This window comes from Pseudomonas sp. NFIX10 (assembly GCF_900111955.1).
Lineage (GTDB): Bacteria > Pseudomonadota > Gammaproteobacteria > Pseudomonadales > Pseudomonadaceae > Aquipseudomonas > Aquipseudomonas fluorescens_AA.
Window position 1 is genome coordinate 42,808 of record NZ_FOKH01000027.1, and the last position, 12,278, is coordinate 55,085.

Annotated in this window: 8 protein-coding genes; 5 read left to right on the forward strand and 3 right to left on the reverse strand. The window is 64.6% G+C overall.

From position 1 onward, the window contains the following. Positions 1-25 precede the first annotated feature (25 nt). The 4 genes from BM321_RS22000 (at position 26) to BM321_RS22015 (ending at position 3,444) form a co-directional block, all read left to right on the forward strand. Positions 26-736, forward strand: a complete 711-nt coding sequence (locus tag BM321_RS22000) for an ABC transporter ATP-binding protein (protein ID WP_092444768.1) — start codon at positions 26-28, stop codon at positions 734-736. Between the two features lies 1 nt (position 737). Then, positions 738-2,003 (forward strand): ABC transporter permease, encoded by a 1,266-nt coding sequence (locus BM321_RS22005; RefSeq protein WP_092444770.1) that lies wholly within the window; start codon positions 738-740, stop codon positions 2,001-2,003. 11 nt (positions 2,004-2,014) lie between these two features. After that, positions 2,015-2,533: a DUF3299 domain-containing protein gene (locus tag BM321_RS22010; RefSeq protein ID WP_025215734.1), complete on the forward strand. Its 519-nt coding sequence runs from the start codon at positions 2,015-2,017 to the stop codon at positions 2,531-2,533. Positions 2,534-2,745: 212 nt separating this feature from the next. Further along, positions 2,746-3,444, forward strand: a complete 699-nt coding sequence (locus tag BM321_RS22015) for an OmpW/AlkL family protein (protein ID WP_092444772.1) — start codon at positions 2,746-2,748, stop codon at positions 3,442-3,444. Positions 3,445-3,564: 120 nt separating this feature from the next. Here BM321_RS22015 and BM321_RS22020 read toward each other — a convergent pair whose 3' ends face one another. Then, complete coding sequence (locus tag BM321_RS22020; protein WP_092332212.1) at positions 3,565-4,494, reverse strand: NAD-dependent epimerase/dehydratase family protein; 930 nt, start codon at positions 4,492-4,494, stop codon at positions 3,565-3,567. Next, entirely contained in the window at positions 4,487-5,371 is an 885-nt protein-coding gene (locus BM321_RS22025; RefSeq protein WP_060740408.1) for a sugar nucleotide-binding protein, read from the reverse strand. The genes BM321_RS22020 and BM321_RS22025 overlap by 8 nt, the downstream gene beginning before the upstream one ends. Positions 5,372-5,664: 293 nt before the next feature. Between BM321_RS22025 and BM321_RS22030 the strand changes: the two genes are divergently transcribed. Further along, positions 5,665-9,978, forward strand: coding sequence for a DEAD/DEAH box helicase (locus BM321_RS22030; protein ID WP_092444774.1), 4,314 nt, complete (start codon positions 5,665-5,667; stop codon positions 9,976-9,978). Between the two features lie 126 nt (positions 9,979-10,104). Here the strand turns inward: BM321_RS22030 and BM321_RS22035 are convergent, their stop codons facing one another. Beyond that, on the reverse strand, positions 10,105-12,192 hold the full coding sequence (locus BM321_RS22035) for a mechanosensitive ion channel family protein (RefSeq protein ID WP_092332217.1): 2,088 nt from the start codon (positions 12,190-12,192) through the stop codon (positions 10,105-10,107). Between the last annotated feature and the right edge of the window lie 86 nt (positions 12,193-12,278).

Below are 12,278 nucleotides of genomic sequence, written 5' to 3' on the forward strand. Positions count from 1 at the left end.
GTCACCTTGATCTGACCGGTTTCATATGACCCAAGCACTCATCGAACTGTCCGACCTGGGCTTCAGTTGGCCCGGGCATCCGCCCTTGCTGGATATCCCGGCGTTTCGCCTGGAAGCGGGTGAAACCTTGTTCCTCAAGGGCCCGAGTGGCAGCGGCAAGACCACGCTGCTGGGGCTGTTGGGCGGGGTGCAAACGCCGGATCGCGGCAGCATCCGCCTGCTCGGCCAGGAACTCAGCGAACTGGCCGCCGGCCGCCGCGACCGCTTTCGCGTGGACCACACCGGCTACATTTTCCAGCAGTTCAACCTGCTGCCGTTTCTCTCGGTGCGGGAGAACGTCGAACTGCCCTGCCACTTCTCGAAACTGCGCGCGCAGCGGGCCACCCAGCGCCATGGCAGTGTCGATCAAGCGGCCGCCACGCTGCTGGCCCACCTGGGCTTGACCGATCCGAACCTGTTGGAGCGTCGCGCCGACTCGTTGTCCATCGGCCAGCAACAACGGGTCGCCGCCGCCCGGGCCTTGATCGGTCAACCGGAACTGGTGATTGCCGACGAACCGACTTCAGCCCTGGACTACGACGCCCGGGAAAACTTCCTGCGGCTGTTGTTCGCCGAATGCCGCGAGGCCGGGTCGAGCCTGTTGTTCGTCAGTCACGACCAGAGCCTGGCGTCGCTGTTCGACCGCCACCTCTCGCTGGCCGATCTCAATCGCGCCGCCACGCCACTCGAGGTCTGAGATGTATTTGTTCCGTCTAGCCATGGCCAGCCTGGCGAACCGCCGCTTCACCGCGATCCTCACCGCGTTTGCCATCGCCCTCTCGGTCTGTCTGTTACTGGCGGTGGAGCGAGTGCGCACCGAGGCGCGAGCCAGTTTCGCCAGCACCATCAGCGGCACCGACCTGATCGTCGGCGCCCGCTCCGGCTCGGTGAACCTGCTGCTGTATTCGGTGTTTCGCATCGGCAATGCCACCAACAACATCCGCTGGGACAGCTTCGAACAGTTCGCCAAGAACCCGAAAGTAAAGTGGGCGATCCCCATGTCCCTGGGCGATTCCCATCGCGGCTACCGGGTGATGGGCACCACCGAGGCCTACTTCGAGCATTACCAGTACGGCCGCCAGCAACACCTGGAACTGGCCGATGGCCGGGCCTTCGCCACCGATCCGTTCGAAGTGGTGCTCGGCGCCGAAGTCGCCGAGGCGCTGCACTACAAGCTCGGTGACAAACTGGTGCTGGCCCACGGCGTGGCGGCGATCAGCCTGGTCAAGCATGACGACAAGCCCTTCACCGTGGTCGGGATTCTCAAGCGCACCGGCACCCCGGTGGACCGCACGCTGCACATCAGTCTCGGCGGCATGGAGGCGATCCACATCGACTGGAAGAACGGCGTGCCGGCCCAGGGCAATGGGCGCATCAGCGCCGACCAGGCCCGCAACATGGACCTCACACCCCAAGCGATCACCGCGTTCATGCTCGGCCTCAACAGCAAGATTTCGACCTTTGCCTTGCAGCGCGAGATCAATGAGTTCCGTGGCGAACCGCTGCTGGCCATCCTCCCCGGCGTGGCACTGCAGGAGTTGTGGAGCCTGATGGGCACGGCGGAAAAGGCCTTGTTCGTGATTTCGCTGTTCGTGGTCCTGACCGGGTTGATCGGCATGCTCACGGCGATCCTCACCAGCCTCAACGAGCGCCGCCGGGAAATGGCGATCCTGCGTTCGGTGGGCGCGAGGCCGTGGCACATCGCGACGCTGCTGGTGTTCGAAGCCTTTGCCCTGGCGCTGGCCGGGGTCATCGCCGGGCTGGCGTTGCTGTACATCGGCATCGCCGCCGCCCAGGGTTACGTGCAGTCGGCCTACGGTTTGTACTTGCCTCTGGGCTGGCCGAGCGAATATGAATGGACGCTGCTGGCGGGCATCCTGGTCGCCGCCCTGCTGATGGGCAGCGTGCCGGCCTGGCGCGCCTATCGCCAATCGTTGGCCGACGGCCTGTCGATCCGTTTATGAGGACCTTGAAGATGCCCCGCGCCCTGCTAGCGCTGTTGATGATGGTCGCCCTGCCGCTGTGGGCGGCCGAGCCGAGGGACCTGGCCTGGTCGGAAATGATCCCGCCGGATGCACCGCCGGAAGTGCCGAACATGACGCCCCTGCACGACCTGTCGAAGATGAGCGACGCCCTGGCCGCCGAGTCCGCTCCAGCCGCCAAGCAGGATTTGCCCAACGCGCCGGTGGTCAAGGCCCTCGATGGCCAGCAGATTCGCTTGCCGGGCTACATCGTGCCGCTGGAAGTCAGCGAGGAAGGTCGCACCACGGACTTCCTGCTGGTGCCGTATTTCGGCGCCTGCATCCACGTGCCGCCACCGCCGTCGAACCAGATCGTGCATGTGAAAAGCGAGGTCGGCGTGAAGCTCGACGAGTTGTACCAGCCGTACTGGGTCGAGGGGCCGATGCAGGTCAAGCCGTCTACCAGTGAACTGGCCGATGCGGGATATCAGATGGAGGCGCAGAAGATTTATGTGTATGAACTGCCGGAGTGAATCGGGTGGTGATGGGCAGTCAGTCAGATAGCTATCGCGAGCAAGCTCGCTCCCACAGTTGATCGAGTTTCTTCGCAATGTGGGAGCGAGCTTGCTCGCGATAGGGCACTCAAAGATTTGCTCATCATCATTTCATTGAGCTGAGTCAAAAGACCGGCCCAGGCGGCTCCGTACCATGGGACATCCATTTTGAAATGTCCTCTGGAGCCCCCATGCACAAGTCTTTGCTCAGCGCTTCCCTCGTTGCCCTCGCGCTCGCTGCCCCGCTCGCCCAGGCCCATACGGCCGGTGACATCATCGTTCGCGCCGGCGCTATCACCGTCAATCCAGAGGCCGACAGCTCCAGCGTCAAGGTCGACCGTGGCCCGCTGGCCGGCGCCGACCTGGGTGGCAAGGCGACCATGAGCAGCGATACGCAACTGGGCCTGAACTTCGCCTACATGCTGACCAACAATTGGGGTATCGAACTGCTGGCGGCCTCGCCGTTCGAGCACGACGTGAAAATCAAAGGCACCGCCCTCGGCGCGGCCAACGGCAAGCTCGGCACCCTCAAGCACCTGCCGCCCACACTGAGCCTGGTCTACTACCCGCTCGACGCCAAGTCGGCGTTCCAGCCCTATGTCGGCGCCGGTATCAACTACACCTGGATCTACGACGAACACGTGGGCAGCGAAGCCAGCGCCAATGGCTTCAGCAACTTCCGGGCGAAAAACAGCTGGGGCATGGCCTGGCAAGTCGGTGCCGACTACATGCTGACCGACAACATCATGATCAATGGCCAGATCCGCTACATCGACATCGACACCACCGCCTATGTGGACAACAACGCCGTCGCCGGCGGTACCCGGGCCAAGGTGAATGTCGATGTGGATCCGTTCATCTACATGGTGGGGTTGGGCTACAAGTTCTAAACCGAACTTAAAGGTACGAACACCCCTGTGGGAGCGAGCTTGCTCGCGATGACGGTGGATCAGCCAGCAATGATGTTGACTGACCCAGCGCTATCGCGAGCAAGCTCGCTCCCACAGTTTTTAGCGCCCCAGCAACCGCGCCAACCCCACACTCATCGGTGTTTGCGGGGGAAAGCTGAAGCGCTCCAACAACCGATGGTTGTCAGCCCGGGAATGGCGAATGTCGCCGGAACGCGCCGGGCCGTAGCTGATCGGTGGCAGGTCGCCCACCACGGCGGCCAGGGCCTGGAGCATCTGTTTGAGGGTCGTGGCCTGGTTCCAGCCGACGTTCACCGCGCCCACTTCCACCTCGGGCTTCTCGATGGCCTGCACCAGCAAGTCCACCAAGTCTTCGACATAGACAAAGTCCCGGGTCTGCTCGCCGTCGCCGAATACAGTGATCGGCAGGCCCTTCTGTGCCCGTTCGCTGAAGATGCTGATGACCCCCGAATACGGCGAGGACGGATCCTGGCGCGGGCCATAGATGTTGAAGAAGCGGAACACCACCGGCTCCAGGTTGTGCTGGCGGCGATAGAAATCGAAGTAGAACTCGCTGGCCAGCTTGTCCGAGGCATAGGGCGTGAGCGGGGCCTTGGGGGTTTCTTCGTCGATGGACTCGCCTTCGCCGTTGTTGCCGTAGACCGCTGCGCTGGAAGCGAACAGCACCCGCTTCACCCCGCTCTGGCGCATGGCTTCGCAGACATTCAGGGTGCCGATGAAATTGCTCTGGTGGGTGCGCACGGGGTCGTCCACCGAGGCTTGCACCGAGGCCACCGCCGCCAGGTGCGCCACGGCGCTGCAACCGGCCATGGCCCGAGCCACCAGGGCGGCATCGGCGACGTCTCCTTCGATCAGCTCTACAGCAGGGTTGTCCAGCGGCAGGTTGCTGCGCTTGCCGGTAGACAGGTCATCGAGGATGCGCACCGCATGCCCCTTGGCGAGCAAGGCGTCGGTCAGGTGCGAACCAATGAAACCCGCGCCGCCGGTGATTAAAACAGGGCCTTCAGCCATGGCGATAAAACCTATCCAGTAAGCCCGGGAGTGCGGCGCGCCAGGCGCGGGGCTTGATCCCGAAAGTGTGCAGAATTTTCTTGCAGGCCAGCACCGCGTGCTGCGGTTCTTCCGCGGCGTCCGGCCGTGCGGCATGGGCCTGGGGCGTGGGCGACTCGATGGCCAGCGGATGCAGGGCGCGGGCTTCGGTGAGGATCGCCTGGCCCAGCGCCAGTGGCGTGGTCGCCTCATGCCCGGCGTAATGATAGGTGCCCCACAGCGGCGCCGCGCAGTCGAGTTGCTTGAGCACCGAAATGATCACCCGCGCGGCATCGTCCACGGGCGTCGGATTGCCCCGGCGGTCGTCAGCCAGCAACAGCTCTTCGGGTTGCTCGGCCCGGGCCAGGAAACGGCCGAGGGTGCCATCGGCGCTGTCGTCCAGCAGCCAGCCGAAACGCAGCAACACATGCTGCGGGCAGGTGGCGCGCACGCTTTGCTCGATCCGCCACAGCGCCTGGCCGCGCACACCCAGGGGCACGGGCTCGTCCTTCTCGCTGTAGGCCGTGGCACGGGAACCGTCGAACACCCGATAGCTCGACGGTTGCAGCAAGATGATGTTGTGATGCTGGCACAGCCCGGCCAGACGCTCGACAGCGCGCTCCTGGCTGGCCAGGCGCTGCTCGCTGACGGCCTCGGCCTGGAACCAGTCGAAGTAGTACGCCAGGTTGATCAAGGCGTCCGGACGGGTGTCGTCGAGCAGTTGCGTCAGGCTCGCGGCATCCCAGCCGTCTTCGGGCGGGCGGGGGGCAAGAAAACCGATGTCTTCTTCTGCACCGAGGCGAATCAGCGCCTGCCCAAGGGCATTTCCGCCGCCCAGTAACATAAGGCGCATTCGCATAAAGTCAGCAGGCCCACTCTATTGGCACAAAAATTGGGTCGACAACGCCCGCAGGCGTTGCCGGAATCGTTGCATTTTGCGGGTTTAGTGCGCAACCGTCACCCGTAAAGTGTGGATCCGGCCTTTGTGTGCGCCTTGAGGCCGCTATCGCGAGCAAGCTCGGCTCCCACAGGGATCGCATAGGCACCGATATCTCCTGTGGGAGCGAGCTTGCTCGCGATGAGGCCCTGACAGGCGATGGAGATCTCAGCCGGTACTTGCATCTCCCCCGCTCCACCCGCATAAACTGCCTTATGAATCTGCCCCTTGCAGCCGACCACGCCATGGCAGGCTTTCACCCCGCCGTTCGCGCCTGGTTCAGCCAGACCTTCCCGGCGGTCACGGCCGCCCAGGCCCGGGCGTGGCCGTTGATCGGCCAGCGGCGCTCGGTGCTGGTCGCGGCGCCTACCGGCTCGGGCAAGACCTTGACCGCGTTTCTCGCGGTGCTCGATGACCTGGTGCACCGCGGCCTGGAACAGGGAGGCCTGCCGGACCAGACCCTGGTGGTGTACGTCTCGCCGCTCAAGGCCCTGAGCAACGATATCCAGATCAACCTGCAGAATCCCCTGGCCGGCATCACCGAGCAGTTGCAACGAATGGGCTTGCCACCCTTGCCGATCACCACCGCCGTGCGCACCGGCGACACGCCGCAAAAAGACCGCTCGGCGATGCGCAAGACCGCGCCGCACATCCTGGTCACCACGCCCGAATCGCTCTACGTGCTGCTCGGTTCCGACTCCGGCCGGCAGATGCTCGCCAGCACCCGCACGGTGATCGTCGATGAAATCCACGCCATCGCCGCCAGCAAGCGCGGCAGCCACCTGGCCTTGAGCCTGGAGCGCCTGCAAGCCCTGTGCGCCGACCCCCTGATGCGCATCGGCCTGTCGGCCACGCAAAAGCCCATCGAAGCAGTGTCACGCTTTCTCGTCGGTGAAGGACGCGCCTGTGAAATCGTCGACATCGGCCACGCCCGTCCCCGGGACCTGGACATCGAGGTGCCACCGGTGCCGCTGTCGGCGGTGATGGCCAATGACGTGTGGGAGCTGGTCTACAACCGCCTCGCCGAGCTGGCCCGAGAGCATCGCACCACCCTGGTATTCGTCAATACGCGGCGCCTGGCCGAACGCCTCAGCCGTCATTTGAGCGAGCGCCTGGGCAAGGACGCCGTGGCCGCCCACCACGGCAGCCTGGCGAAGGAGTTTCGCCTCGACGCCGAACAACGCCTCAAGCGCGGCGAACTGCAGGTACTGATCGCCACTGCCTCCCTGGAGCTGGGCATCGATATCGGCGATGTCGACCTGGTCTGCCAGATTGCCTCGCCCCGTTCGATCTCGGCGTTCCTGCAAAGAGTGGGACGCTCGGGCCACCAGGTCGGCGGCACGCCCAAGGGCCGCCTGTTCGCCACCACCCGCGACGACTTGATCGAATGTGCCGCCCTGCTCGATTGCGTGCGCCGTGGCGAACTCGACATCCTGCACATCCCCAAGGCGCCGCTGGATGTGCTGGCCCAGCAGATCGTCGCCGAAGTCAGTTGCCAGGAATGGCCGGAACAGGCGCTGTTGGAAACCTTCCGCCGCGCCTCGCCCTACGCCGAGCTGGACGAAGGGCATTACCAGGCGCTGTTGCAGATGCTCGCCGAAGGCCTCAATGGCCGCCAGGGCGTGCGCAGCGCCTACCTGCACCGCGACGCCGTGACCCGGACCCTGCGCGGGCGCCGGGGCAGCAAACTGACGGCAGTGACCAGCGGCGGCACCATTCCGGACAACGCCGACTACAGCGTGCTGCTCGAACCCCAGGGCTTGAACATCGGCAGCGTCAACGAAGACTTCGCGGTGGAGAGCATTGCCGGCGATGTGTTCCAACTGGGCAATACGTCCTACCGCATCATCCGCGTCGAGACCGGTCGTGTGCGGGTCGAGGACGCCCAGGGCCAACCGCCGACCATTCCGTTCTGGCTCGGCGAAGCCCCGGGGCGCAGCGACGAATTGTCTTTGGCCTTGGCGCGCCTGCAAGCCCAGCTTGATCACCTGCTCGGCGCCACGCCGGGCAACCTGCAACCGGCCCTCGACTGGCTGACCGGCACGTTACGCCTGAACCTCGCCAGCGCCGAACAATTGGTCGATTACCTGGCCCCGGCGCGCCGGGCCTTCGGCGCCCTGCCGTCCCAGGACACGCTGCTGATGGAGCGGTTTTTCGACGAGTCCGGCGGCACGCAACTGATCATCCACACGCCCTTCGGCAGCCGTATCAACCGCGCCTGGGGCCTGGCCTTGCGCAAGCGCTTCTGCCGCACCTTCAACTTCGAATTGCAGGCCGCCGCCAGTGAAGACGCCATCGTGCTCTCGCTGTCCACCAGCCACAGCTTCGAATTGGACGAAGTCTGGCGCTACCTGAACAGCCACAGCGCCGAACAGATCCTGGTCCAGGCCGTGCTGGATGCACCGCTGTTCGGCGTGCGCTGGCGCTGGAACGCTGGCGTGGCCCTGGCCCTGCCGCGCTACACCGGCGGGCGCAAAGTCGCCCCGCAGATCCAGCGGATGAAAAGCGAAGACCTGATCGCCAGTGTGTTTCCGGACCAGATCGCCTGCCTGGAAAACCTCGCTGGCGAGCGGGAGATCCCCGATCACCCGCTGGTGGAACAGACCCTCGACGATTGCCTGCACGAAGCCATGGACAGCGAAGGTTGGCTGGCGCTGTTGCGGCGCATGGAAGCGGGCCAGATTCGCCTGATCAGCCGCGACCTGCCGGCGCCCTCGCCGCTGGCGGCAGAAATCCTCAGCGCCCGTCCCTACACCTTTCTCGACGACGCGCCGCTGGAAGAACGGCGGACCCAGGCGGTGATCAACCGGCGCTGGAGCGATCCACAATCCACCGACGACCTTGGCGCGCTGGACGCCGAAGCCATCCAGTCGGTCCGGGATGAGGCCTGGCCGACGCCGGCCAATCTCGATGAGATGCACGAAGCCTTGATGAGCCTGGCCTGCATCGCCGACAGCGAAGCCGACGCCCACCCATCGTGGCTGGACTGGCTGCGGGCACTGGCCGCGAGTGGCCGCGCCAGCCACATACAGATCAGCGCCGAGCGGGGACTGTGGGTGCCGCTGGAACGCCTGAGCTGCTTGCAAGCCCTTTATCCACAGGCTCGCTGGGAACCGGCGCTGACCCCGCTGGCCGATTTCGATGAAGCCTGGAACGTTGACGAAGCCCTGGTGGAAGTGCTCCGCGCCCGGCTCAGTGCCTTCGGGCCGCTGCCGTTGAAGGCCATCGCCTACCCGCTGGGGTTGTCGACCCCGCAGGTCACCCAGGCCCTGGCGCAGCTCGAGCAGCAAGGCTACGTGCTGCGTGGAAGATTCACGCCGGGCATCGGGCAGGAGGAATGGTGCGAACGGCATTTGCTGGCGCGGATCCATCGCTACACGGTCAAGCGCCTGCGCCGGGAAATCGAGCCGGTGATGTTGCAGGACTTCATGCGCTTCCTGTTCGACTGGCAGCACCTGTCGGCGTCCACCCAGGGCCGGGGCAATGCCGTGCTGCCGTCGATCCTCGGCCAGTTGGAAGGCTATCCGGCCGCCGCCTCGGCCTGGGACAGCGACCTGTTGCCCGGGCGGATCAAGGACTATTCGCCCAGTTGGCTCGATGAGTTTTGCCGCAGCGGCAAGTGGGTATGGACGCGCCTGAGCGTGCGCCAGAAGCCGTCCGCCAGTGCCCTGCGCAGTACGCCGGTGGTGTTGCTGCCGCGCAGCCAGGTGGCGTTGTGGAGCAGCCTGGCCGGACAAACGTCCCTTGATGAGTTGTCGCCCAAGACACAGAAAGTCCATCAGGCCCTGAGCGAGCACGGCGCGCTGTTTTTCGATGAGCTGGCCCATGAAGCCCACCTGCTGCGCAGCGAACTGGAAATCGCCTTGCAGGAACTGGTGGGCGCCGGGTTGGTGAATGCCGACAGCTTTGCCGGCTTGCGCGCACTGATCACCCCCGCCAGCAAACGCCAGGCCCGCAGCAGCCGGCGCGGGCGCGGCGCGTTTGTCGGCGGCATGGACGACGCCGGGCGCTGGGCCTTGTTGCGCCGCAGCCAACCCGCCCCCGTGGAAGGCAACCGCCCGGCGCCCACTGCGCCGGAGACCCTGGAACACATCGCCATGACCCTGCTGCGTCGTTACGGCGTGGTGTTCTGGCGCTTGCTGGAGCGGGAGGCCGAGTGGCTGCCGAGTTGGCGCGAGCTATTGCGCACTTTCCATCGCCTGGAGGCGCGGGGCGAGATTCGCGGCGGGCGTTTTGTCAGCGGCCTGGCGGGCGAACAATTCGCCCTGCCCGAAGCGATTCCGTTGCTGCGCGAAACCCGCCGCCGCCCCACCGATGGCAGCTTGGTGGCGGTGTGCGGCGTCGACCCGCTGAACCTGGCCGGCACCTTGCTGCCGGGGGCGAAAGTGCCGGCGCTGGCGAGCAATCGGCTGGTGTATCGGGACGGGTTGCCGGTGGCGGCGCAGATTGCCGGCAAGCAGCATCTTTGGATCGAGTTGGATGCTCAAGGGATGGCTGAGGTCCGGAACAAGCTTGTTCAGAAAGGTTGAGGGTGTCTGGGCGGGCCCTATCGCGAGCAAGCTCGCTCCCACAGGGGTTGTACATTCACCACAAACCTACTGTGGGAGCGAGCTTGCTCGCGATGGGGCCGGCAGCCCCACCACAAACCTCACTCACTACCGAGGTTGATCAGGCACCTCCTCCCCCTCTTTCTTCTCCTCAACCAACCGCTTGGGCAACATCACCTGCTGTGGATAAGTCTGCGCAAAGTGCACCGCCGGGTGGTTATCCACAAGCTTCTTCAACTGCTGGTTGAACGCTCGGCTCACCGCATATTGCCCACCCGACACGGTGCGGAACTGCGCCGTGAGCACCACGCCGTTGAGGTCCATCTTGTCCACGCCGAATACATCCAGCGGCCCTTGCAGGTTGAATTTGAGAAACGGGTCTTCGGCGATCGAACGCCCGGCTTCGCGGATCAGCTCGATGGCCTGGTCGACATCGGTGTCGTAAGTGAATTGCACGGAGAAAAACGCAAAGGCGAATTGCCGGGACTGGTTGGTCACCGCCTTGATCTGGCCGAATGGCACCGAGTGCACGAAACCCTTGCCGTCGCGCAGGCGCAGGGTGCGGATGGTCAAGCCCTCGACGGTACCGGCGTGGCCGGAGTCGAGCACCACCCAGTCGCCGATGGATAGCGTGTCTTCGATGATGATGAACAGCCCGGTGATCACGTCCTGCACCAGTTGCTGCGAACCGAAACCAATCGCCAAGCCCACCACCCCGGCACCGGCCAGCAACGGCGCGACGTTGATACCCAGGTTGGCCATGGTGGTGATCGCGCAAATCACCACCAGGATGATTTTCGCCGCGTTGCGCAACAGCGGCAGGATGGTCTTGACCCGGGTGCTGGGCTGGCGGGCGCCGCGTTTGTTCAGTGGCGGCTTCAAGGCTTCCTGGATTGCCGTGTCGAGCACCACCCACGTGAGCCAGGTCATCAGGAAAATCAGGCCGATGCGGCTCAAGGAGTCACTGATCGCCCGCCCCACGGCATTGCGCGAGGCGAACTCGAACAGGGAAATGCCCCAGATCCGCCCGAGGATTTCAATGAATGCCACCGCCATGACGATCCGCAACAACGCATGCAGCAAGCTCAACAGCCGGCCCTTGTAGGCGCTGTTGCGTTGGATGGCCTCGGCCTTGGGCGACTTGAAGATGTGCTGGAACACCGTGCTGAGGAACACCATCGCAATCAGCAGGATCGTGGTGAACAACGCGCAACGCAGGGCTTTCTGGTTGTCCTCGCCGACACCGATCAGGCTCACCGCCGACACCAGCACCATCAACAGGATCGGCCAATACCAGAGCCCGGAGAAAATCCGCAGCGACTCCTGCAAGGCCGGTTGTTTCAAGCGCTGGGCCAGAGGGCGGTTGCGGATCAGGTGCGCCACCGGGCGGCGCATGCGAATCACCAGCCAGCCAAAGATCATCGACGCCGACAACCCGGTGAACACTGCGATGCTGCTGGTGATGTTACCGCCCAGTTGCCGGGCAATCTGCGGGCTGGTCAGGGCATCGCTGAGGGCGGCGAGAAAGCCGATCAGGAACAACGGTCGGGGGCTGAAACGCCGGATCATCGCCACCGCCCGGCGTTTGTGGCCGGCGTTGAACATCACGATCACGCACAGCAACACCGAAGTGGAGAAAATACCGCTGCTGGTGGCGTAGGCGAAGCACAACGCCAGGGCGCGACCGACCGAGACTTGCAGAAAGTGACTGACGTAGAGGGTCAACGGCAGGCAAATCAATGCCGCAGCGGTGTACGGCAGCAGATAACCGAGCAGGTCGCGCACGCGCCGGCGGGTGCGCAGCCAGCGCCGGTGGCCCAGATGTCGCAACAACAACCGCGCCGCGGACCAGATCAGCGCAAACGCGCCGATCCAGACGCTCGACAGCAACAGGAAATCCCCCGCCACGCGCCAGGACGAACGGGACGTCTGGTCCACCAGCCGGTCCACCTCGTCCGCCGCCCGGTCCGCCCGCAGGCGCCAGGCATCCACCAGGCTTTGGTTGAGGTCGAGTTTGTCCTGGACGTCGTCGATGCTCGAACTGATGGCCCCCAATAAACCGCCCTGCACCAGCGGCGCAGGTTCGGCGGGCGGTTCATCGGGCTTGGTGGTGCCAGGGACAGCGGCGGTCCCGTAGGCGCTGGTGCCGGTCAGCACCAGCAAGAACAGCAGCAATACAGTGCTCAATCGAGACAAAACGCGAGGCTCCTTCACACGGGATCGGTAAGGAACTGATCAATATTGGGCCGGCAAGTTCGCTCGCAAGGCCAATACAAAACCTT